Here is a 23944-nt window from a genome sequence, read left to right on the forward strand (position 1 = left end):
TTTTAGATAAGTTGATTGGCGTGCTCAAAAATGGCACCGAATGAATGGTTCGAGACTTGAGGCTCGAATCCTGAAATTCGGGAATCGCGGAGCGATGACATTTTGCGCCACACACTGATGCGTCAGAACATGTCCGTCATGCCTGCGGCAGCGCGCAGTAAAAAAGCGAGGGGAGTGCAGAGGGGAAAAGCCTTTCCCCTCTGCTCGGTTTCGGCGCAAAAGGCCTTGTGATAACCGTTACTGAGAAACCGAAATTTACTCAGTCGGTTTAGGTTTTAACCGGCGGGGAGGGAAGCATTCAGCCTGCGACCTTTGCCACCGCTTTCTCAAACCTTTCCATCCCCTCTTCAATATCCGCGAAGTCGATAACAAGCGAGGGCGCAAACCGCATGACGTTCGGTCCGGCGACCAGCATCATCAGGCCGAATTCGGCGGCGGCGGCATGGAATTCGCCTGCACGATTTTTAAAGGCGTCGGAAAGCTCAGCGCCAATCAACAAACCCTGACCGCGGAACTCGCTGAAGATGTGATATTTCTGATTGATGGCCTCCAGCGCGCTGATAAATTTCTCGCGACGCTCGTTGATACCGGCCAGCACGTCTGGCGTATTGATGATATCCAGTGCGGCTTCAGCGACGGCGCAGGCCAGCGGGTTACCGCCGTAAGTGGTGCCGTGTTTGCCCGGTTCCATCACCGAGGCCACTTCTTCGGTTGCCAGCATGGCGGAAACCGGGAAGCCACCGCCCAGCGCTTTGGCGGTGGTCAGGATATCCGGCGTCACGCCGTAATGCATATAGCTGAACAACTTACCGCTGCGCCCCATGCCGCTTTGTACTTCGTCCAGCACCAGCAGCGCATTATGTTTATCGCAAAGCTCGCGCAGCCCTTGCAGGAACTCTTTAGTAGCCGGTGTGACTCCACCTTCACCCTGAACGGGTTCGACAACGATCGCACAGGTGTGATCGTCGATGACCGCTTTTACCGCGTCCAGATCGTTAAACGGCACGTGGACAATGTCGGCCGGTTTCGGGCCGAAGCCGTCGGAATATTTTGGCTGACCGCCGACAGAAACGGTAAACAATGTGCGGCCATGGAAAGCGTTATGGAAAGCAATGATCTTACTTTTGTACGGGCTGTGGCGATGGGAAGCGTAATAACGCGCCAGTTTAAAAGCAGCTTCATTGGCTTCAGCGCCGGAGTTGGCAAAAAATACGCGGTCTGCAAAGGTCGCGTCGATCAGCTTCTGAGCCAGGCGCAGTGCAGGTTCGTTGGTAAACACGTTGCTGACATGCCACAGGGTTTCGCCCTGTTCGTGTAACGCTTTTACCAGTGCCGGATGGCAATGCCCGAGCGCCGTCACCGCGATACCACCGGCGAAATCAACGTATTCGGTGCCCTGCTGATCCCAGACACGACTGCCTTTACCTTTAACAGGAATAAATTTCGCAGGTGAATAAACCGGCAAAATCACTTTGTCGAACGTACCCCGATCTACCGCTGATTTTTCTGCCATAACCCTTCGCCCTTACTGATAGTGATGTGAAAATATAATCATAAAATATGCATAAAAAATCAGACACAGGCAAACAGAAATCACACCTGATGGGTAAGTAATTTTTGCAGCGATGTTAACGAGGAATTAAACGGTTAGATTTTAAGGAAATTATCCAGAAGCTGATGCCCCTGCTCGCTCAGAATGCTTTCCGGGTGAAACTGCACCCCGTGCAGCGGCAAGGTTTTGTGCATGATGCCCATGATTTCGTCGCGCTCGCCGTCGCGCTCTGTCCAGGCGGTGATGTCAAAACAGTCCGGCAGCGTATCGGGCGCAACCACCAGCGAATGGTAGCGGGTGACAGTCAGCGGATTATTCAGCCCGGTAAATACGCTCTGACCGGTATGTCGCACCGGCGATGTTTTACCGTGGATCGCCTGACGCGCCCGCACGATTTTCGCGCCGAACGCCTGCGCCATGGCCTGATGCCCGAGGCATACGCCAAGGATCGGCAAACGGGTGGAGAAATGCGTGATGGCTTGCAGGGAAATACCCGCCTGATCCGGTGTGCAAGGGCCGGGAGAAATCACCAGATGCGACGGAGCAAGTTGCTCTATATCGGTCAGCGTCAGCTGATCGTTACGCAGCACTTTCACCTCAGCGCCCAGCTCGCAAAAATATTGATAAAGGTTGTAGGTGAAGGAGTCGTAGTTGTCGATCAGCAGCAGCATAGCGTTCCCGGTAAAAGTCGAAAATTTACCGGGCAATTCTACGCATTTTTCAGCACAGGCTTCAGTATTTTGTCGCTCTGATCTTGCGCATCAATGTTCGTCATCGATTTCACTGATCACTTCATTGAAGATCACGACCAGATCGGTTTCATCACCAAACACCGCCGTTTTATTGGCGGACAGCCAGCGTTCACGGCTGATGCTGGACCAGTCGATGTCATACCCGGCGTGGATAACCAGCTGCTCGACAAAAATCCTCAGCACCCGCCCGTTGCCCTCGCGAAAAGGATGCAACAAATTCAGGCCGGTATAATAGTGAGCCAGCCGCTCGGCAAGCTTATCAAGCGGTAAACCGACCAGAAACTCCTCTTCCTCAAGCTCCTGCATCAGGGCGTTGCCTTCATTTTCGATATAGCCGAAATGGCAGAACTGGGTATCGTCCTTGTAGATGTCGATCTCACGAAACTCCCCTGCCCACGGATAAATATCCTGAAAGAGCGACAGGTGAATGGCACACAGATGTGGCAAGCCCATAACCGCCGGGCCGAGTGGCATAGCCGCCGCCCGTAACGCCGTAAAGGCCAGTTCAGCCTGTTGCAGCCGGTGAGCTTCACGGATATCGAGAGAGTTTTTCAGGACATTGATGCCGGGATAATAATAAGGATCCGCACCGTCCACGAGTTTATCGTTCATAGTGCCCCCTCAGTTCGGCCAGACGTTGTGCGATTTTCTCGTTATCCAGAGACACGACTTCGACCTCCAGGCCATCCAGCGCGCTGCTGGCCTGAAAATTCTGCCGCTGACGTTCGCGAAAGAGTTTTTCCTGCTGTCTGAGTGTCAGTTTCTTCGCCATATTTCCTCCCTGGTTACCGCCATTCGGGCGCATACCTTGTGGGATTAAGTATAGACAGAGAAAAAAGGGCGCCAGCCTTAGCGCCCTAAACTCGGATTATTCAACAGCGATCGGCGTCTCGTTCACATCGATTTTATGCGTGTCCTGCAGCGTTTTCACCCGTTCCTCAAGTTGCTTCACTGCCTGCGCATCGGGCAGAAGTGAATATTTCAGCTCAAACACCGTGCTCTGGCCAGGCTGCAACTGTTTTACGCGCCCCTGTTTACGCTCGATGGTGACCGGATACGCATAGTTGGTGCCCGGTTCGATGCCTGTCACGTAACCTTGTTTCAGGGTGTCGGTGTTTTTCCACAGCGTCAGTAACGGCAACTGATGCGTGTCGAATTCAATCGATGCCCCTTTGTTCCCCGCTTTATTCACCACACCGGCAATGGTTTTGCCCTGCGCATCTGCCAGCGGCACCATATTAAAGACCATCTCATCAAATCCTTTGGTCGGTCCGGCGTAAGTCTGCCAGTCAGCTAACCCTTTTTTGGCGTAATCATTGAACGGTGAAATTGATTTCAGAGGCGCGATGAAACGGGCGCCCGCTTCGAGGATCGGCTGACCGAAGTTACTGTGATAAATAATCTGGTAGTCGTGCGGATAATCCGACAGGTTTGTCAGGGTGTCATGAATGGTCCAGGAATGGCTGCCGGGCACGTAACGCAGCTCGGTCCAGGTTTCCAGCCTGGCTTTCTTAAAGGTGTCTTCTTTCAGTAAGCCTCTTACGGTGATTTCATAAGGGGCTTTGTCGGCAATATCAACCTCCACTTTCGAGGCGGGCGTATTGCCCGCCCGTCCGTGCAGCGTATAAATCATGCCGTCGGCGGTCACCGGATGTCCGGTCCACTCGAAGCCGCAGCGCACCATCATTTCATTGAAACCTTCCAGCCAGCCCACACCGTTACGACTTTCAAGGTTGATGTAGGCCGGATTCACTACTTCCTGAACCGGTGAATCCCAGCCCAAACGGATGTTATCGCCGGTGACGTGCAGCAAATCCATCCCCCGCGTCGGGCTGAGCGCAATTGTCAGCCCCTTGCTGGTAATGGTGATGACTTTTGACCCTTCCTGTTTACCCCCGTGCAACACTTTCTGTTCGATGCTGAAATCCGGACCTGCGATATTCAGCTTTTTACTGTCTGTCTTCCAGTTTCCCAGTTCAGTACCGGCTTCAGCATCCGTCAGCACAATGGTTTGTGCCGCAGCTTGCCACGAAAAAAGCCCCATGACGATCCCGGTAACGAGTAATTTTTTCACAATGACTCCTTTTTGCTGAATTGATTTAGCCCAAAAGCAATTCAGCCTACAAACCCGGGCAGGCTAAAAACGTGACAGCCTTCAAGTTGAGCGGTTTTAATACTGAACCGCAAGCAGTAACGTGCCGGACTCCGCAAAAAGCCATGCGTTAAGGAAAAAATTGCAGATGAAAATGAGAACTCAGACAGGACTAAACGCACAAAAGCTGATCCGTTTCAGCTTAAACGTGTTAGCAGAAAAGTTACTTTTTACAGTCCCCCAATCATCAATACTAAACCTCTGAAAATTCCATTTTCCAAACCCAGCTAATTGTTTATCAAACAATGCAGGCATAACGTGTTGGCTCTCTTTTAAAAAGGAATGTATGAAAATGGCAATACCCATTTACTTGTGGCTCAAGGATGACGGAGGTTCAGATATCCGGGGGTCTGTTGATGTGATAGATCGCGAAGGCAGCATCGAAGTTGTTTCTCTATTGCACGATGTATCAATGCCGACCGACAATCTCACCGGAAAAATTACAGGCACCAGAATCCACCAGCCCTTCCTAATCAATAAAGAAATTGATTCTTCGACTCCATACCTCTACAAGGCGATCACAACCGGTCAAAAATTCAAATCTGCTGAGTTTAGATATTACCGAATCAATGATGCCGGCCAAGAAGAGGAGTACATGAACGTACTTCTTGAGGGGGCAAGAGTTACGGCTATGATCCCGATTATGTACGACGTCAAATCTGTATACGGCAAGGCCAGAAATCATCTTGAGTGCGTTCAGTTGCATTACGAAAAAATCACCTGGAAGTATCTTGATGGGAACATCATTCACTCAGATAGCTGGAACGTCCGCCAAAGCGCGTAAGGAAACACAATGACTTGGGTCTATCATCAAAGTACAGGTGAGATTTTCCATAATGGAGTCCACGTCGACACAGGATATTCTGGGTCACTGACAAACAAAAACAACCCATCCCGTCAGCAAGTAAAAGGGATGGGGCCGTTGCCCCGCGGTACATATCAGATAACGGGCTATACGAACTCTAAGGGACCGATGACGATCAATCTTGAGCAAAGATCTGGCGAGTCGTTTGGTCGTTCTCTTTTCAGAATACACGGTGAAAAACGACCACCGTCAACGCCTGGATTCGCGTCTGAAGGATGCATTATTTTGGGACCATCCACGCGCAACCGGATATTGAATTCGGGCGACAGCAATTTGGAGGTTGTAGAGTGAACAAACTTCGGCTATTGGCGCTATTACTTCCATTGGCAACATTACCAATCTGCGCTCACGCCGTGAGTAAAGCGCTGATAGCTGATATCCAGAATGGAAATGCTCAAACGTTGCAGCAGTTGCCAACCACAATAAAACGCATCACCAGCGCTCTAAATGACGAGCAATCAGCCGAATTGATTGAGGCAATAGGGTTTGCTTTGCTTAAAAATCCTGTCCCCACTCTAAGGGCTACGGACGCAATGGATAAGGACGATGATTTACTCGTCCAGCGCTTTGGGACTGGTGCGGCGTGTGCTCTTCCAGTCGATATGAATTACACGCGAAACTCCACGCTGTTGTATTACAAATTAGCGTCTGAGTCATTGATAAGAGCTGGTGCTCCCGCGCTAGAGTGCCTAAGCATAATGCAAGAATCGATGGAGGAAGTTAAATCTGAAGATGACCGAGGGAATATGAAGTGGGGTGTGAAGATCTTTACCCCATGAGCAATCCAGAATTTAAGGGAGCGTCAAATGGGCAAGAAAAAGCCCCCGGCTGGCGGAGGCTTGATCTTGTACTACAGAAAGGAACGGAAAGGCTGAGAAATTAAGGCAGCACTTTCGCAGACAAAATCACAATCGGCGTGGTCGGCACGTTCTGGTAAGGCCCGACGTTATCCGTTTTCACCTGTGACATTTTATCTACCACGTCCATGCCTTTGATGACTTTACCGAATACGGCATAGCCGAAATCACGCTGACCGTGATCCAGGAAGGCGTTATCCGCTACGTTGATGAAGAACTGGCTGGTTGCGCTGTCTTTGTCAGCAGTACGCGCCATCGCGACAGTACCACGCAGGTTACGCAGGCCGTTGTCGGCTTCGTTCTTGATCGGCTCTTTCGTCGCTTTCTGCTGCATATCAGCTGTAAAACCCCCGCCCTGAACCATAAAGCCCGGGATCACGCGGTGGAAAATGGTGTTGTTGTAATATCCGCTCTGGGCGTAATCAACGAAATTCTTCACAGAAACCGGTGCTTTAGCACTGTCGAGTTCCAGTTCGATATTCCCTGCTGAAGTGGTCAGCATGACGTGGGTTTGACCAGCAGCAAAAGCCGGCGTTATTGCAGTCAGGGAAAGCAGCGCAGTTAAGGCCACCAAAGTACGTTTAAACATGACAATTCCTTTCTTGAAAGTACAAACAACAGATCCCACTGATTCTAAAGAGCCTTTACGCTCAGCGCCAGACCTTTACGGTTATTTACGCTTTATAGCAACTTTTTCAGATATTTCAAATTGTTACTATCGTTTTCTCAGCGGTTAGCTGTTGAAATTAACGGGATAATCTTTATCAAGATGGATCGTCGTTTTCGCAGGCTGAGTTTCGGCTATCACCGAGCCCTGCCGGATGGAATAGCGCACAGGGACTTGTCTGCGTAGCGCATCAAATCCGCTTTCTGCTGGCAGGATCACCAGACTTGCGGCGTTGCCACTTTCCAGGCCATAACCGTCCAGATTCATGGTGCGCGCACTGTAAGTCGTAATCAGCTTCAGCCCGTCATCAATTTGCTGATAACCCATCAGCTGGCAAACATGCAGCCCCATATGCAGCACCTGCAACATACTGGCAGTGCCCAGCGGATACCACGGGTCAAACACATCGTCATGACCAAAACAGACGTTTATACCGGCATCCAGCATCTCTTTGACGCGCGTAATGCCGCGGCGTTTCGGATAGGTATCAAACCGTCCCTGCAGATGAATATTCACCAGCGGATTAGCGACAAAGTTAATACCCGACATCTTCAGCAGGCGGAACAAGCGCGAGGTGTAAGCGCCGTTGTAGGAATGCATCGCCGTCGTGTGGCTGGCGGTGACGCGTGCGCCCATGTTTTCCCGCAGCGCGAGTGCCGCGACGGTTTCGACAAAACGCGATTGTTCATCGTCAATTTCATCGCAATGCACGTCGATAAGCGTATGGTATTTTTTCGCCAGCGCGAAAGTTTTGTGCAGAGATTCCACGCCGTATTCGCGGGTGAATTCAAAATGCGGGATAGCGCCGACCACGTCCGCACCCAGCTTCAGCGCCTCTTCCAGCAAAGCTTCGCCGTTCGGGTAAGACATAATGCCTTCCTGCGGGAACGCCACAATTTGCAGCGTCACCCACGGCGCAACTTCGGCTTTCACTTCGAGCATGGCTTTCAGCGCGGTGAGCGTCGGGTCGGAAACATCAACATGTGTACGCACATGCTGAATGCCGTTGGCGATTTGCCATTTCAGCGTCTGCCATGCGCGCTGTTTGACGTCCTCATGCGACAACAACGCCTTGCGTTCCGCCCAGCGTTCAATGCCTTCAAATAATGTACCGGACTGATTCCACGCTGGCTGACCGGCGGTCTGCGTAGTATCGAGATGAATATGCGGCTCGATAAAAGGAGGTATTGCCAGCCCGCCTTCCGCGTCCAGGATATGTTCGCCGTAATCGGCATTATCCAGCTGCGAAGTGATATGGCGAATGACACCGTCATCGATATCTATCTGCCACAACCCTTCCCGGTCCGGCAGGCGTACATTTTTAATGGTACGCAAAGGAGTTTTGGTCACGCGTTACCTCATCGTTTTAGAAAGACGTCATCATCAGTGATGTTAAAGCTAATCTTAGAACAATAGCCTGAAAGTGTTTATAAATCGAAAGGTTACATAAAAACTCAATGAAATCAGTCAAATACCCCCTAAGGAGTATATTGGGAGCGGCTTGATTTGCATCAATACCCCCTGTTACGCGCGCGTTATGTTTAGCCTCAGAAAATCAAAATTGAGGCAATTATGAGCAAAGTCAGACTCGCGATTATTGGCAACGGCATGGTCGGCCATCGCTTTATCGAAGACTTACTGGATAAAGCAGAACCGGGTCAGTTCGACATCACGGTATTATGTGAAGAGCCGCGCGTGGCCTATGACCGCGTCCATCTTTCCTCCTATTTTTCACATCATACCGCCGAAGAACTGTCACTGGTTCGTGAAGGGTTTTACGAAAAGCACAACGTGAATGTGCTGATTGGCGAACGCGCCATTACCCTCAACCGCCAGGAAAAAGTCATTCATTCCAGCAGCGGCCGGACGGTGTATTACGATAAACTGATTATCGCGACCGGTTCCTACCCGTGGGTTCCGCCGATCACCGGCTCTGACGGTCAGGATTGCTTTGTTTACCGCACCATTGAAGATTTACACGCGATTGAATCCTGCGCCCGTCGCAGTAAACGCGGGGCAGTGGTCGGCGGTGGTTTGCTTGGCCTCGAAGCCGCCGGCGCGTTGAAAAACCTCGGCGTTGAAACGCATGTAGTTGAATTTGCACCCGGTCTGATGGCCGAACAGCTCGATGTCATGGGCGGCAGCCAGCTGCGTCAGAAAATCGAAAGCATGGGTGTGCAGGTTCATACCGCCAAAAACACCAAACAGATTGTTCAGGGCGGCACGTCTGCCCGTAAGACGATGGAATTCGCCGACGGCACTTTCCTCGAAGTCGATTTCATCGTGTTCTCTACCGGTATCCGCCCGCAGGATAAACTGGCGCGCCAGTGTGATTTAGAGATCGCTCCGCGCGGCGGCATCGTGATTAACGATCAGTGCCAGACCAGCGATCCGGACGTGTACGCTATCGGCGAATGTGCGTCGTGGAATCAGCGAACCTTCGGTCTGGTGGCGCCGGGCTATAAAATGGCGCAGGTCACCGCCGACCATTTACTCGGTCGCGAGAACGCCTTCACCGGCGCAGACATGAGCGCCAAACTGAAACTCTTAGGCGTAGATGTGGCCGGTATCGGTGATGCGCACGCACGCACACCGGGCGCGCGCAGCTACGTTTACCTCGATGAAAGCAAGGCGCTCTATAAACGTCTGGTGGTCAGCGAAGACAATAAAACACTGCTCGGCGCGGTGCTGGTGGGCGATACCAGCGATTACGGCAATCTGCTGCAACTGGTGCTGAACAGCATTCCTTTGCCGGAAAACCCGGACGCGCTGATCTTACCTGCTCACGCAGGCAGCGGCGGCGGCGCGGTTATTGGTACCGATGCCTTGCCGGAAAGCGCGCAAATTTGCTCCTGCTTTGACGTCACTAAAGGCGACATCATCAAAGCCGTTCAGGGCGGTTGTCATACCGTGGCGGCACTGAAATCAGCGACCAAAGCCGGTACCGGCTGCGGCGGCTGTATTCCGCTGGTGACACAGGTGCTGAATGCCGAACTGAGCAAGCAGGGTATCGAAGTTAATCATCATCTGTGCGAGCACTTCGCCTATTCACGTCAGGAGCTTTATCACCTGATCCGCGTTGAGGGCATCCGTTCGTACGATGATTTGCTGAATAAGTACGGCAAAGGCTACGGCTGCGAAGTGTGTAAACCGACCGTCGGCTCGCTGCTGGCGTCGTGCTGGAACGATTACGTGCTCAAGCCACAGCACACGCCGTTGCAGGACACCAATGATGTGTTCCTCGCCAACATGCAAAAAGACGGCACCTATTCCGTGATCCCACGCTCGCCGGGCGGTGAAATCACGCCGCAAGGGTTGCAGGCGATTGGCGAAATCGCAGCTGAATATAATCTTTACACCAAGATCACCGGCTCGCAGCGCATCGGCATGTTCGGCGCGCAGAAAGATGATTTACCGGCCATCTGGCAGAAACTGATTAATGCAGGATTTGAAACCGGTCAGGCCTACGCCAAAGCGTTGCGTATGGCGAAAACCTGCGTCGGCAGCACCTGGTGCCGTTACGGCGTGGGCGACAGCCTCGGTTTCGGCATCAGCCTGGAAAACCGCTACAAAGGCATCCGTACGCCGCACAAAATGAAGTTCGGCGTGTCCGGCTGTACCCGCGAATGTTCTGAAGCGCAGGGCAAGGATGTCGGTATTATCGCGACGGAAAATGGCTGGAACCTGTACGTCTGCGGTAACGGCGGCATGAAACCTCGTCATGGCGATTTACTGGCCGCCGATCTGGATAACGATACCCTGTTGCGTTACCTCGACCGCTTCATGATGTTCTACATCCGCACCGCCGATAAGTTGCAACGTACGTCAGTCTGGATGGATAACCTCGAAGGCGGCATCGACTACCTGCGTAAAGTCATCATCGATAACAAACTGGGGCTTAACGATCAGCTGGAAGCCGAACTGTCGCGCCTGCGGGGATCCGCCGTTTGCGAGTGGCAGGAAACGCTGAATGACCCGGCGGCGCAAACCCGCTTTACCCACTTTATCAACAGCAGCCAGCGCGATCCGAATGTGCAGTTCGTCGGTGAACGTCAGCAGCATCGTCCGGCGCGTCCGGACGAGCGTATTCCGGTGACACAAATCGCTGACGGGGAGGAAGTATTATGAGCCAGTGGTTAACGCTTTGTTCTGTCGATCAGATCCTGCCAGGTTGCGGCGTTTGCGCACTGGCGGACGATCAGCAAATCGCGCTGTTCCGTCCGTATGCCGACGAGCAGATTTTTGCGCTGTCGAATATCGACCCGTTCGCGCAGGCCAGCGTGCTGTCACACGGGATTATCGCCGAACATCAGGGCGAACTCTGGGTCGCCAGTCCGCTGAAAAAACAACATTTTCGCCTGATAGATGGCCTTTGTATGGAAGATGAAGCGTATTCAATTTCCGCCTACGACGTGCGTGTCCGCGATGGCAATGTTGAACTGAATACCGCCAGTCTTCAGGCGCAAACCAGCTAAACTCCGCGCTTTCCACGCCGCCTCCGGGCGGCGTTGTTCATATTTAAAAGAATGTCGGTAAAAGAACGCCGTATCAAAACGCGCCATCTCAGAGAAGATTATCTATGGATTACCTGCCCCTTTTTTGTCAGTTAAAAAACAGAGCCTGTTTGCTGGTCGGTGCCGGTGACGTGGCTGAACGTAAAGCGCGCCTGCTGCTGGATGCCGGTGCAAAACTGACGGTTAACGCCCTCACCTTCACGTCGCAGTTTCAGATCTGGGCTGAGAAAGGCAAAGTCCGGCTGCTGAAAGGCGAATTTTCCCCGTTGCTGGTCGATGAAAAATGGCTGGTGATCGCCGCCACCGATTCAGACTTAGTGAATCAGGAAGTCAGCGAGGCCGCTGAACATCGCCGCGTATTCTGTAATGTGGTCGATGCCCCTGAAAGCGCCAGCGTAATCATGCCGTCGATCATCGACCGTTCACCGCTGATGATCGCGGTGTCTTCCGGCGGCAATGCCCCGGTGCTGGCGCGTTTGCTGCGTGAACGCCTGGAATCCATTTTGCCGCAACATCTGGGCAAACTGGCACAGGTGGCGGGCGGATTGCGGGCTCGCGTGAAAACGCACTTTACCGATGCCTCTGAGCGCCGCCGCTGGTGGGAAAAGCTGTTCAATCATCATCGTCTGGCGCAGTCGCTGGCGAATAATGACGAGGCGCAAAGCGGGCAATATCTCGAAGAACTGTTCAGCGAACCGGTCGATAAACACGGCGAAGTCATTCTGGTCGGCGCCGGGCCGGGCGATGCAGGATTGCTGACACTGAAAGGTTTGCAGCAGATGCAACTGGCCGATGTGGTGGTTTACGACCGGCTGGTTTCCGACGGTGTGATGAATCTGATACGTCGTGACGCCGAGCGTATTTTTGTCGGCAAACGCGCCGGACATCATTGTGTGCCGCAGGAACGTATCAACGAAATCCTGCTGGAACAGGCGCAAATGGGCAAACGCGTTGTCCGGCTAAAAGGCGGCGATCCCTTTATCTTTGGCCGTGGCGGCGAAGAACTGGAAGCACTGAAAGCCGCGGGTATCGCTTTTTCCGTGGTACCGGGTATCACGGCGGCATCCGGGTGCTCTGCCTATAGCGGCATTCCGCTGACCCATCGCGATCACGCGCAAAGCGTGCGGCTCATCACCGGTCATGCAAAGCAGGATGGCGTTTTAGACTGGGCCTGTCTGGCTCAGGGTCAGCAAACGCTGGTGTTTTATATGGGGCTGACCCAGGCCTCTGAGATCCAGCGCCGTCTGCTGGAAAACGGGTTGCCAGCAGAAACGCCTGTGGCACTGGTCGAAAACGGCACCAGCCAGACGCAGCGCGTGGTCACCGGCATTCTCACTGAACTCGGTAATCTGGCGACACAGGTACAGAGCCCGAGTTTGATCATTGTAGGTACCGTAGTGAGTTTGCGTCAGAAACTGAACTGGTTTGCCAGCGAAACCCGTCTGTAACGCCCTTCTGCTCAAAAAATCTCCATTTATTTTATTAATCAATTCAGAGAAGTGAATTCAGATTCACTTCTCGCCCCCCACTTATAAGATAAATCTTATAACAGAATATAACTCCTGTTCTCTCACCCTTCACGATCAAAATTCAAAATAATCACCCCACTCAAATGGAATATTCAGAATCTTCACCTTAAACTTTAATTACGCCGACTGTGGCGTAATCTCCCGTGGAGGGTCAAATCATGCGCCATACCATTCATGTTGGTCATGTTAACAAGGTTGCCCTGGCAATCTTAGTCGCCCTGTCACTGGCTGCCTGTAGCGGCAGTGGCGGCGGCGGTTCTTCTCATACGGCAAAAACATCCACGACCGGATCGGCAACAACCGGCGATGGAACGACTTCAGGCAGTGACGGAACCACTACCGCAGGAACCGGCACCAGTACAGGGACAGGAACCACCACTACAGGTGATGGCACCACTACTGCGGGGAATGGAAGCGGAACGGGTACCGGAACAGGCACAGGAACGGGTACTGGCACCGGAACAGGGACCGGAACAACGCCATCAACAACCCTCGCGACGGGCACCATCCTGAGCAGTGCGGGCGGTGCGGTGAGCGGTGTAGGGACGCAAGTCAGCAGCATCGCAACTCAGACGCCAGTCAGTAATATTCCTGTCGCCGGTACCGGCGTCGTGACCATCATCGACAGCACCGGTAAAGCCGTAACTGCCGTCGGCAGCGGCGTGCAAAACGGTGTCGGACAACTCGGCACCAATCCGAATGCAATAGGCACCACTGTCGCCGGTGTACCTGTTGCCGTGGCTGATTTAGGCACCGGCGTTTCCGGACTGGGTACTTCTCTGGCAGCAAACACCACCGGAACACCTGCCAGTGGCGTGACATCAGCCGCAGGCGGGCTGGTAGATAATGTCGGGAAAGTGGTCACCACCACGGGCAACGGATTAGCCGCGAATGTGCAGACCGGCTCACTTTCCAATGTAACCACTGCCGCCACCGGCATCGTCACCCCCGTTGTCGCCAAGGTTCAGGGCACTACCCAGACCGTGGGCGGCGCCACCGGACTGGGCGCACCGGTTAACGGCTTGCTGAATCAGGTCGGCACCACCGTGAGTGGCGCAGGTACACAACTTTCCACCAGCACGCCAGCACTGGCCGGTCTGGGGACAACGGTGACGGATACCGGACAGGCCGTTTCTAAAACCGGCACGATCCTGGTTCCGGCAAGCACCACCACCACGACAACGGCCAGTAATTCCGGCAGCATCTCAGCCGGAGCAGGAGCATCGGCTTCACAATCAGGAGGATTACTTGCTGGCGTGGGCACCACCGTCGGCGGCCTCACAGGAGGACTGGGTCTGAAAGTCAAAACAACCCCATAAGTCTGTCGTTGTAAATCTTTAGCTGTAAATCTGTCGTTGTTATCTTCAGCTGTAAAAAAGCCCGCTCTCTGGTTTTCTGCGCAGAGCGGGCTTGATTCACCGGGTTCCAACATTTGCCTGTGCGTTCAAAGGAATATTTATGAGAATAAAATCCTGCATGGTGGCTTTATTGGGTTCTGCCATTGGTTACAGTTCGGCAGATATGTTTCCCACTTTGATCGACCCGAATAACCCGGCCAAACTGGCTGAGCCCATTTCCCAGCCTCCGGCCAAAACGCAAAAAATCGCCTTACCTTCACACTCCTTACCGGCAAAAGATTCCGCCCCCAAGCTGACACCTCAGACACTGATTGAGATAAAACACATTCAGTTTATCGGCGGCACTCGATATCCGCTGGATTCTCTGGTTGCGCCCTTCGCGTCCTTTGTGGGCAAAAAGGTGCCGCTGTCGGCATTACTGTCCGCCACTGATTCCATCACGCAACGCTATCACCGCGACGGTTTTATTCTCTCTTACGCCTATATTCCGGCCGATAACTTTAAAGACGGCACCCTCAACGTCGGGCTGGTTGAAGGATATATTTCCGGAACCCAAATCCACAGCGACAGTCAGCAGGTTGGCCGCTGGCTGAGCAAATTATCGCAGCACATCATGGCGGAGAAACCGCTGACGCAGGACACCTTCGAGCGCTACACGATTCTGATGCAACGCACACCGGACACTAAAGTCAGCGCGACGGCCAATAATCCGAACAACATTTACGGTGCTACCACGCTGAATGTAGATGCGGTGCGGCAGCGAAACTGGAATATCGCCACCGCCGTGGATACCCGCAAAGGTGACAGTTCTGCGGTGGTGAACGCCACGCTGAGCGGCCTGAGCACCTACGGCGAACAACTGGGTATTGCGACACTCATCCCGCTGGAAAGTGATACCCGCAAAACCTATGCCGGTCTGAACTATCAGCAATATCTCGGTGATGATGGATTGCTGATGCAACTTAAAGGCAGCTATTACCAGCAGAAAGACAAGGATTACAACACCATCCTGTTCCTGCCTAACGGCATCACTGTGGACTCACAGGATAAGCAAACGCAATACAACGGTGGCGTGGTATTCAGTTACCCGTTACAACTGACGCGGAAAAAACAGTGGACAGTCAGCGGCGGTCTGGATTATCTCGACAAGAAATATGAGTACGATTTACTGGCAAGACTCGGCAATCAAAAATTGCAATTACCGCAGGTAAGCCAGCGGATACGCTATCCGGCAGCCGAGCTTTCCCTGACCGGATATCGTGAATACGATCAGGCTTACTGGAACACGACGTTTAACGTTCGTCAGGGAATTGACGGACTCGGCGCAACCAATTCGACACCCAACGCCGATCTGACCTTTACCCGCTGGAAATTTAACGGTGACTCGGCGTATCTGTTTGATAAAAAGTGGCGGCTCAGCGCGTCGGTTGAAGGTGACTGGTCGGACAATGATTTGCCGGAGCCTGAGCGGGTGAATTTTGGTGCCCTGCATTACGGGCGTGGCTATCCGGACAGCGATGCGCAGGGGGATTATGGCGTCGGCGGACAGGTGGAAATGCGCTATATCCATAGCCTGGAACAGGGAGTGTGGCTGAAAACCATTCAGCCTTACGCCGTGGTGGATGCGGCGCATACGGGTTTCAATCAGCAGGGGTTACCGAAGCAAAATCTGTCGTCTTACGCCATCGGTGTGATGTTTGGCGATAACCGTCATTACACGTTATCCGTGGAAGCCGCCCGCCCGATTGGCGACACGCCGCTCGACAGCACATCCCGCGACTGGCGTTATAACGCGACATTTACCTATAACTTCAGTTCCGGTTCATGATGCGCTGAAAATAAAAAACCACGTCCGGGGACGTGGTTTTTTGCTTTGATGCCAGACCAGAATTATTCGTAGCTGACAAAGCCAATGGCTTCGTAAGCTTTTTTCAGCGTCACGCTGGCACGGGCGCGGGCTTTTTCAGCGCCCTCTTTCATCACCTGTTGCAGATAAGCTTCGTCGCTGCGGAAACGGTTAAAGCGCTCCTGCACCTCGGTCAGCATGCCTGAAACAGCTTCGGCCACTGCGCCTTTCAGATGACCATACATCTGGCCTTCGAATTCTGCTTCCAGTTCAGGGATCGCTTTGCCGGTGACACCGGAAAGAATATCCAGCAGGTTAGAAACGCCCGGCTTGTTCTTAATGTCGTAACGGATGACTGGCGGCTCTTCAGAGTCGGTCATCGCGCTTTTGATTTTCTTGGTCACCGCTTTCGGATCTTCCAGCAGGCCGATAACGTTTTTACGGTTGTCATCAGACTTAGACATCTTCTTGGTCGGTTCCTGCAGGGACATCACGCGGGCACCAGACTTCGGAATAAATGGCTCAGGCACAGTAAACACATCGCCATACAGCGCGTTGAAACGGGCGGCGATATCGCGGCTCAGTTCCAGATGTTGTTTCTGGTCTTCACCCACCGGCACCTGATTGGTCTGGTACAGCAGAATATCGGCGGCCATCAGCACCGGATAGTCGAACAGACCGGCAGTAATGCTTTCGCTGTTAGAAGTCTCGTAGCGCGCAGACTTGTCTTTAAACTGCGTCATACGGCCCAGCTCACCGAAATAGGTGTAGCAGTTCAGCGCCCAGCTCAGCTGACTGTGTTCAGGAACGTGAGACTGCACGAAGATGGTACTTTTCTTCGGATCAATGCCGACCGCCAGATACAGCGCCAGCGTGTCGAGTGTCGCTTTGCGCAGTTTTTCCGGATCCTGACGCACGGTGATCGCGTGCAAATCGACGATGCAGTAAATGCATTCGTAATCGTCCTGCATTTTGACCCATTGACGCAGCGCACCCATGTAGTTGCCAATGGTCAATTCGCCGGAGGGCTGTGCGCCACTAAATACGATGGGTTTACTCATTTTATGCTTCCTGATCTTTTAAAGATGACAGCCCTAATGTGGGCAAAAGGTCGGCAAAATTATCCAGCACACGATCGGGTTTGGTCAGCGCGATGGTTTCACCGTAGTTATAGCCATAAGTCATGCCGACACACGGGCAGCCTGCGGCCTGTGCAGCATGGATATCATTGCGGGAATCGCCCACGAATACCATTTCACTGGCGCGCAATCCGAGCAAGGCTAACGTCATGTAGACGGGTGCCGGATGCGGTTTTTTCGCCACGACATCGTCACCGCCAATCACCACGGTGAAATAGCTGTCGATACCCAGAGATTGCAGTAATGGCGCGATGAAAGGCGTCGGTTTGTTAGTCACCAGCCCCATCGGAATTCCGGCTGCGGCCAGAGCGGCCAGCGTCTCTTTGACTTGGGGGTACAAACGGCTGCCGCCCGCGGCGGTATCGGCATAATAGTGATCGAATTTATCGCGCACTTTCTGCAGAAACTGCGGTGATAAATCGCCTTCGGCCCAGCGCACGGCGCGCTCAACCATGATATCCGCACCGTTACCAATCCAGGTGCTCAGGCGTTCAACGCCTGCGGCAGGCAAATTAAAATCTTGCAGCGCCCTGTCCAGCGCTTCAGAAAGACCGGGCGCGCTGTCAACCAGCGTGCCGTCGAGATCAAAACCTAAACCGAGGGCTTTCAGTGGCTCAGTCATGGGTAGCCTTAGCCAGCTCGCTGCGCATGTGGTCGATAACGCTTCGGTAATCCGGCTGATTAAAGATGGCTGAACCGGCCACGAACATATCCGCACCCGCCGCAGCGATTTCACCGATATTTTCAGCTTTCACACCGCCGTCAACTTCCAGACGAATATCATAACCGCTGGCATCAATGATTTTACGTACCTGACGCAGTTTATCGAGCGTGCCCGGAATAAACGACTGACCGCCAAAGCCCGGGTTCACCGACATCAGCAGGATCACATCGAGTTTATCCATCACGTATTCGAGATAACTCAGCGAAGTCGCAGGGTTAAATACCAGACCCGCTTTACAGCCATGGCTTTTAATCAGTTGCAGCGAACGGTCAACGTGTTCTGAGGCTTCCGGATGGAAGGTGATGTAAGTCGCACCAGCCTCGGCAAAATCCGGGATGATACGATCAACCGGTTTAACCATCAGGTGAACATCGATCGGCGCCGTAATGCCGTAGTTGCGCAGCGCTTTCAAAACCGCCGGCCCCATCGTCAGATTAGGTACGTAGTGGTTATCCATGACATCAAAATGGACAACATCTCCGCCAGCTTCCAGTGCTTTGGCAGTGTCTTCACCCAGACGGGCAAAGTCAGCCGACAGAATGGACGGTGCAATCAAAAACTGTTTCATCCGCTTCTCCAAACGATAGGGTTATCCGTCGATTACCGCTGAACGGCAATCACCGGTAGAGCGCTAAAAGCTCATTCACCAGGTTGCGTTTTGCAACTTTACTGCTGATGGTACGCCGTGCCGAAACACGGTGCAGAACCGCCTGTGCGTACCATTCCAGCGTTTGTGGTGTTTCGTGGTTGGAAATCAGCACCGGCACATCATTCTCATGGGAAAGCTGATACGCCAGCCGCGCCAGATTACGCTGATCATCCATACTAAAACTGTTGGTGTGGTAAGCCGTAAAATTTGCAGTCGCAGAAAGCGGGGCATACGGAGGATCGCAATACACCACCGAACCAACCTGTGCTTTCAGCAAAGTGTCCTGATAATGCTCACACACAAATACTGCATTTTTTGCTTTTTCAGCAAACCAGTAGAGTTCTTCTTCCGGGAAATACGGCTTTTTATAACGGCCGAAAGGCACGTTAAATGCCCCACTGAGATTGTAACGGCACAGACCGTTGTAACAATGGCGGTTGAGATAGAGGAAAAGCACTGAACGACGATAAGGGTCGCTGCTGGCATTAAACTCAGCCCTCAGGACGTAAAAACGCTCTGACTCATTAAACTCTGGCGTGAAAAGCACACGGGCATCACGCACAAATTCATCAGTGCGTGTCTTCACAATGTTGTAGAGGTTGATCAGGTCGTTGTTGATGTCCGCCAGAATATAAGCGTCATACTCGGTATTTAAAAATACCGAGCCCGCGCCAACAAAAGGCTCAATCAGACAATCTCCCGCCGGAAGATGACGTTTGATGTCATCAATCAGCGGGTATTTGCCGCCAGCCCACTTCAAAAACGCGCGGTTCTTCTTCATGCCGTCAGTTAGCTACTTATACAATTCACAGCCGCGGATTGTATCCTGTTTTTAGACAGCAAATCGCGTTGAGATCAGTTTCATTTTTTCAGGTCTTGCTGTACCTGATGTACAGGTTTGACCCACGGTTTTTTCGCCTGAACTTCCGCAGGCAAGCTGGAAATGGCACGTTTGGCTTCTGCAGAAGAAGCATAGTTACCACTGACCAGCACAAACCACGGCTTCCCGTCGCGGGCTGTCTGATATACCAGATAATTTTTCAGACCTTGCTGTTTAGCAAAGGCGTTCAGCGAGTTCGATTGAGAAGCACCGCTTAATTGCAGGGTAAAGTGCGTACCCGGCGCTGACTTGATGGCCGCTGAACTACCTGACGACGCGACAGAAGATGACGCTGACGGAGCCGCTGTTGCCGATGATTTGGAAGCCTGCGGTTTCGCTGCATGTGCAGTCTGGCTGGTCGCAGCAGGTTTGTGCTCTGCCGGTTTCGCCGTGTGTGAAGTCTGTGGATTACGAACAACCGGAGCCGGGCGGATATGCGAGGCGGATGGTTGAGCACCGGCCGCTGCCTGAGTGCGGGCAGAACCGTTCACGGTCGCCGGGGCGGTTGGCAAAGAGGTCAGTGACTGTGCAGCAGGATTCATTCCACCCTGCGCGGCATTATCCACTTGATTTTGCTGAGAAGATAACGCATCACTCATATCGCCAGGCAAATCGACCCGCTCTTTCGCCTGACCATTATCCGGAACGGGCTGGGCTTCCGTTGGTGTGGAGGAAACCGGCGGTAAGCCGATACTCTTCGGTTGCTGGCCATCAGCAGGTTGCTGACCGTTAACGGCTTGCGCCGTATTGGCCTGAGCCTGGGCAGAAGGCTGAGCAGGCGCTGCTGCATCGTTACCGGCAAGACTAATGTCTTTCGGTCCGTTGTTCTGCTGGGCTGGCTGATTGGATGTTGGCGACTTCATGGCGGAGCCGATGCCGACAATCAGCAATACCAGCACCACAATACCGATGCCGATCATCACGTACTGACGGGAAACAGCAACTTTGGGAATGGAAGGAGACGGTTTGCGGGCGCGCGGCGGGCGGCGATCGCTGGTGTCTGGTTTGAGATCGTCTTCCGGTGTTAAATCATCCATCTAAAACCTCCAACCCGGCTAAAAGCCTAAACTGGCTTTACGCGGAGCAACTATCCTGACTAAAAAATAAAGCTTTGCTGGCATGGGTGAAATCGGTCGTTATCTGGCCAAATTTATGGCCACATTCTTAACGGCAATCTTCAATCGAAGCCAGCACCATTTCATGTGATACGCCGGAGCGTACTTCAGACTGACCAATGGCTTTTGGTAAAACCAGACGCAACTCGCCAGCCAGCACTTTCTTATCACGCATCATGTGCGGCAGATAAGACGGGGCGTCCATCACTTCGGGACCGGTTACCGGTAAACCCGCACGAGTCAGCAACGCTTTCACCCGGGCAATATCACCCAGACTGAATTGCCCAAGACGATGAGCCGTATAACAGGCCATCACCATCCCGGCCGCCACAGCCTCGCCGTGCAACCAGTTGCCATAACCCATTTCTGCTTCAATAGCATGGCCGTAAGTATGGCCCAGATTCAGCAAGGCGCGCAGTCCGTTTTCACGTTCATCGGCTGCCACCACCTCGGCTTTCAGCTCGCAGCAACGACGGATGCAGTAAGCCAGCGCGTTCATATCCAGCGCCAGCAGAGCGTCCATGTTGTCTTCAAGCCAGGTAAAGAAGTCGGCATCCAAAATAATGCCGTATTTGATGACTTCCGCGAGACCCGATGACATTTCACGGGCAGGCAGAGTTCTCAGACAGTCAAGATCAACCACCACCGACGCAGGCTGATAAAACGCGCCGATCATGTTTTTTCCGAGGGGATGGTTTACCGCTGTTTTACCGCCAACAGAGGAATCGACCTGAGATAGCAGCGTGGTTGGCACCTGAACAAAGCGTACACCGCGTTGATAACTGGCTGCGGCGAAGCCGGTTAAATCACCGACAACGCCGCCGCCAAGGGCGACAAGCGTGGTATCACGTCCGTGCGGCTTTTCAAGCAGCGCGGAAAACACGTCATTTAGAACAGCCAGGGATTTGTATTGTTCACCATCAGGCAAAATCACCTGATCAACACGAACGCCTGCCTGCTCCAGCACTGAACGGATTGCGTCCAGATAGAGAGGGGCGAGGGTTTCATTGGTCACTATCATGACCTGATCGCCTGCCTTTACCGGCATAAAAGAAGCCGGATCGTGGAACAATCCGGCAGCAATCGTAATGGGGTAGCTACGCTCCCCTAACGTTACGGTAATCCTCTCCATGTCGTGCTCTGTGACCTTCTTTAACTGACACCCTCAGGCAATGATGGAAACCAATAATCAGTTACTTTCCAGCATGTTAATAATCTGGTTAGCAACGACTTTGGCACTTTGATCATCGGTACGAATAGTGACGTCGGCAATCTCTTCATACAAAGGATTGCGCTCTCTCGCCAGTGCTTCAAGCACTTCACGTGGCGGAGCACTCACTTGTAATAATGGACGTTTTTTGTCGCGTTGTGTACGCGCCAGTTGTTTTTCGATGGTAGTTTCAAGATAGACGACAACGCCACGCGCTGACAAACGGTTACGGGTTTCACGTGATTTCACGGAACCGCCACCTGTCGCCAGAACAATGCCTTGTTTTTCGGTCAGTTCGTTGATCACTTTTTCTTCGCGGTCGCGGAATCCGTCTTCGCCTTCTAAATCAAATACCCAGCCCACATCAGCTCCGGTACGTCGCTCAATTTCGTGATCGGAGTCGAAAAACTCCATATTGAGTTGCTGAGCTAACTGTCGACCAATAGTGCTTTTGCCGGCACCCATAGGCCCAACCAGAAAGATATTGCGTTTCTCTGCCATGTTTTTCGGTATTACTAAGACAATTCGTTGATGATAACCCGCCCCGCCAATCAAATTAGCGGCGGGACCTAAACTGAAACCTCATGAGCGATATATAGTGCGAGATCAGAAAAAAATTATCTCAACACTCTTGGTAGTTTGGCAACCGAATAAATCACTTTGCACGCCGCAGGAGGGAAACCGTACGTTTTTATCGGCGTGTCTGTCGTAATAAAAAGATCACGGTGCTCAATTCGGTAACCCTTGTAAGCTAAATCGACGGCAGCGTCAAACGCAGAAGCCTCTTGCGACACAAAAAGTTGCATGTGCTCAACGTTATTGTGCAATTTACGTTAAGTCAGAATACCCGTTTATCGCGTGTGGATTAGGGTCGGAGTGATAAAAATCACCAACTCACGCCGCTGTTCACTTGTGTACTGATGTTTAAACAAGGAACCGACCACCGGCATGTCGCCCAGCAACGGCACTTTTGTGTCTGTTTTCTGATTTTTACGCTGAAATATCCCGCCAAGCACAATGGTTTCCCCATCCTTCACCGTCACCTGAGTTTTAATTTCCTGCTTGTCGATAGCCAGTGCCTCGCCTTCTGACTGTTTTATACTTCTTCCCGGCATGTTCTGGCTTATCTGTAAGGCCATCTGAATGCGCCCGTCGCGTAAGATCTTCGGCGTCACTTCCATCCCGAGCACGGCTTCTTTAAATTCAATGGATGTGCTGCCACTGGCACCGCTCGAAACCTGATAAGGAATTTCGGTCCCCTGCTTGATACTGGCGGTTTGCATATGCGCCGTCATCAGGCGCGGACTGGCAATAATATCCACCTTATCTTCCTGCTCAAGGGCGGTCAGTTCCAGTTCCAGGATCCGCCCGCTGATGTGCGCCAGATTGAAGCCCGCCGTAAATATCGGATTCTCAACCGGCATTCCCATACTGAAATTGTTCATACGCACGGCTTTCGTGATCGGCTCATCACCGGTAAAACCCCATTGCACGCCTAACTCCCGCAAGCTCTCACTGTTCATCGTCACGATATGTGCCGCCAGTTGTACCTGCTGTAGCGGGAAATCCATTTCTTTTATCCACGGCGCAACAACGTCCAGCGCCTCCTGCGTATCCCGTAATAAAAGCGTATTGGTTCGGGTATCGGCCGACGCATTGCCTTTCACCGAAAGCAACGACCCTTTTTGAGTATTCAGACTCTGCGCAGTATCTTTGGCATCCGCATACCGCAGCGGCACGGTCATGCTGATTATCGGGCTGTTGAGCGCCCGTTGCCCGGCGGCATCTTCCTGCTGCTGTCGCTGAATCAGCGGGTCAACCACCGGAGACACCAGTAAAACATTACCCTGCAACTCGCTGGTGAGATGGCTCATTTTCAGGATGATGTCGAGCGCCTGCTGCCACGGCACCTCTTTGAGCTTCACGCTGATTTCGCCGTCCACACCCGGTGCAGTGACCAGGTTAAGTTGTCGCGAATCCGCCAGTGCCTGCAAGACCAGGCCGACAGGCGATGACGGAAACTCCAGAGAAATAAGCGCCGGGGCAGCTTTCACCGGACTGAGGCACAGGCAAAGCAGAATAAGAGCCAGTTTATGATTGATGTATTTCATTATTTTCCTTTCCGTGGAGAATCG

General features: G+C 52.7%; 23 protein-coding genes. 8 read left to right on the plus strand and 15 right to left on the minus strand.

The features are described from left to right. Nucleotides 1-298: 298 nt before the first annotated feature. The 5 genes from UC15_RS11755 to UC15_RS11775 form a co-directional block, all read right to left on the minus strand. Entirely contained in the window at nucleotides 299-1513 is a 1215-nt protein-coding gene (locus UC15_RS11755; protein WP_112288614.1) for an aspartate aminotransferase family protein, read from the minus strand. Nucleotides 1514-1647: 134 nt separating this feature from the next. After that, on the minus strand, nucleotides 1648-2223 hold the full coding sequence (locus UC15_RS11760; RefSeq protein WP_112288615.1) for an aminodeoxychorismate synthase component II: 576 nt from the start codon (nucleotides 2221-2223) through the stop codon (nucleotides 1648-1650). A 90-nt stretch (nucleotides 2224-2313) separates the two neighbouring features. After that, nucleotides 2314-2916 carry a putative adenosine monophosphate-protein transferase Fic gene (locus UC15_RS11765; protein WP_112288616.1) on the minus strand — a complete coding sequence of 201 codons (603 nt, stop codon included), beginning with the start codon at nucleotides 2914-2916 and terminating at the stop codon, nucleotides 2314-2316. Further along, entirely contained in the window at nucleotides 2906-3076 is a 171-nt protein-coding gene (locus UC15_RS11770) for a YhfG family protein (protein ID WP_112288617.1), read from the minus strand. The genes UC15_RS11765 and UC15_RS11770 overlap by 11 nt, the downstream gene beginning before the upstream one ends. Nucleotides 3077-3172: 96 nt before the next feature. Next, nucleotides 3173-4378, minus strand: coding sequence for an aldose 1-epimerase family protein (locus UC15_RS11775; protein WP_112288618.1), 1206 nt, complete (start codon nucleotides 4376-4378; stop codon nucleotides 3173-3175). A gap of 370 nt (nucleotides 4379-4748) precedes the next feature. Here UC15_RS11775 and tssD point away from each other — a divergent pair, with 370 nt between their 5' ends. The 3 genes from tssD to UC15_RS11795 are packed head-to-tail and all read left to right on the plus strand — an operon-like array spanning nucleotide 4749 to nucleotide 6100. Next, complete coding sequence (gene tssD, locus UC15_RS11785; protein ID WP_112288620.1) at nucleotides 4749-5240, plus strand: type VI secretion system tube protein TssD; 492 nt, start codon at nucleotides 4749-4751, stop codon at nucleotides 5238-5240. Between the two features lie 9 nt (nucleotides 5241-5249). Continuing rightward, entirely contained in the window at nucleotides 5250-5612 is a 363-nt protein-coding gene (locus tag UC15_RS11790) for a tlde1 domain-containing protein (RefSeq protein ID WP_112288621.1), read from the plus strand. Beyond that, nucleotides 5609-6100, plus strand: coding sequence for a hypothetical protein (locus tag UC15_RS11795; RefSeq protein ID WP_112288622.1), 492 nt, complete (start codon nucleotides 5609-5611; stop codon nucleotides 6098-6100). The genes UC15_RS11790 and UC15_RS11795 overlap by 4 nt, the downstream gene beginning before the upstream one ends. A 100-nt stretch (nucleotides 6101-6200) precedes the next feature. On the opposite strand, the gene ppiA is transcribed toward UC15_RS11795, so the two are convergent. Continuing rightward, complete coding sequence (gene ppiA, locus UC15_RS11800) at nucleotides 6201-6767, minus strand: peptidylprolyl isomerase A (protein WP_112288623.1); 567 nt, start codon at nucleotides 6765-6767, stop codon at nucleotides 6201-6203. 144 nt (nucleotides 6768-6911) lie between these two features. After that, entirely contained in the window at nucleotides 6912-8195 is a 1284-nt protein-coding gene (locus tag UC15_RS11805; protein ID WP_112288624.1) for a cytosine deaminase, read from the minus strand. 222 nt (nucleotides 8196-8417) lie between these two features. Here UC15_RS11805 and nirB point away from each other — a divergent pair, with 222 nt between their 5' ends. The 5 genes from nirB (at nucleotide 8418) to UC15_RS11830 (ending at nucleotide 16074) form a co-directional block, all read left to right on the plus strand. After that, entirely contained in the window at nucleotides 8418-10973 is a 2556-nt protein-coding gene (gene nirB / locus UC15_RS11810; RefSeq protein ID WP_112288625.1) for a nitrite reductase large subunit NirB, read from the plus strand. After that, the gene (gene nirD / locus UC15_RS11815; RefSeq protein WP_112288626.1) at nucleotides 10970-11320 is read left to right on the plus strand and encodes a nitrite reductase small subunit NirD; all 351 of its coding nucleotides are present in this window, start codon (nucleotides 10970-10972) and stop codon (nucleotides 11318-11320) included. Before nirB ends, nirD begins: the two co-directional genes overlap by 4 nt. A gap of 104 nt (nucleotides 11321-11424) precedes the next feature. Next, the gene (cysG, locus tag UC15_RS11820) at nucleotides 11425-12807 is read left to right on the plus strand and encodes a siroheme synthase CysG (protein WP_112288627.1); all 1383 of its coding nucleotides are present in this window, start codon (nucleotides 11425-11427) and stop codon (nucleotides 12805-12807) included. A gap of 239 nt (nucleotides 12808-13046) precedes the next feature. Continuing rightward, entirely contained in the window at nucleotides 13047-14207 is a 1161-nt protein-coding gene (locus UC15_RS11825) for a collagen-like triple helix repeat-containing protein (protein ID WP_112288628.1), read from the plus strand. Between the two features lie 139 nt (nucleotides 14208-14346). After that, the gene (locus UC15_RS11830; protein WP_112288629.1) at nucleotides 14347-16074 is read left to right on the plus strand and encodes a ShlB/FhaC/HecB family hemolysin secretion/activation protein; all 1728 of its coding nucleotides are present in this window, start codon (nucleotides 14347-14349) and stop codon (nucleotides 16072-16074) included. 62 nt (nucleotides 16075-16136) lie between these two features. Here UC15_RS11830 and trpS read toward each other — a convergent pair whose 3' ends face one another. The 8 genes from trpS to hofQ form a co-directional block, all read right to left on the minus strand. Continuing rightward, nucleotides 16137-17153, minus strand: a complete 1017-nt coding sequence (trpS, locus tag UC15_RS11835) for a tryptophan--tRNA ligase (protein ID WP_112288630.1) — start codon at nucleotides 17151-17153, stop codon at nucleotides 16137-16139. A gap of 1 nt (nucleotide 17154) precedes the next feature. Beyond that, nucleotides 17155-17853, minus strand: a complete 699-nt coding sequence (locus tag UC15_RS11840) for a phosphoglycolate phosphatase (protein WP_112288631.1) — start codon at nucleotides 17851-17853, stop codon at nucleotides 17155-17157. Continuing rightward, nucleotides 17846-18523: a ribulose-phosphate 3-epimerase gene (gene rpe / locus UC15_RS11845; RefSeq protein WP_112288632.1), complete on the minus strand. Its 678-nt coding sequence runs from the start codon at nucleotides 18521-18523 to the stop codon at nucleotides 17846-17848. Before rpe ends, UC15_RS11840 begins: the two co-directional genes overlap by 8 nt. Nucleotides 18524-18572: 49 nt before the next feature. Beyond that, on the minus strand, nucleotides 18573-19385 hold the full coding sequence (gene dam / locus UC15_RS11850) for an adenine-specific DNA-methyltransferase (RefSeq protein WP_112288633.1): 813 nt from the start codon (nucleotides 19383-19385) through the stop codon (nucleotides 18573-18575). Nucleotides 19386-19465: 80 nt separating this feature from the next. Next, on the minus strand, nucleotides 19466-20521 hold the full coding sequence (locus UC15_RS11855; RefSeq protein ID WP_112288634.1) for an SPOR domain-containing protein: 1056 nt from the start codon (nucleotides 20519-20521) through the stop codon (nucleotides 19466-19468). A gap of 127 nt (nucleotides 20522-20648) precedes the next feature. Next, nucleotides 20649-21731, minus strand: a complete 1083-nt coding sequence (aroB, locus tag UC15_RS11860) for a 3-dehydroquinate synthase (protein ID WP_112288635.1) — start codon at nucleotides 21729-21731, stop codon at nucleotides 20649-20651. Between the two features lie 57 nt (nucleotides 21732-21788). Continuing rightward, complete coding sequence (aroK, locus tag UC15_RS11865) at nucleotides 21789-22310, minus strand: shikimate kinase AroK (RefSeq protein WP_014333540.1); 522 nt, start codon at nucleotides 22308-22310, stop codon at nucleotides 21789-21791. A 350-nt stretch (nucleotides 22311-22660) separates the two neighbouring features. Next, nucleotides 22661-23920, minus strand: coding sequence for a DNA uptake porin HofQ (gene hofQ, locus UC15_RS11870; RefSeq protein ID WP_112288636.1), 1260 nt, complete (start codon nucleotides 23918-23920; stop codon nucleotides 22661-22663). Between the last annotated feature and the right edge of the window lie 24 nt (nucleotides 23921-23944).

The sequence above is a fragment of the Rahnella sp. AN3-3W3 genome (assembly GCF_003263545.1).
Lineage (GTDB): Bacteria > Pseudomonadota > Gammaproteobacteria > Enterobacterales > Enterobacteriaceae > Rahnella > Rahnella variigena.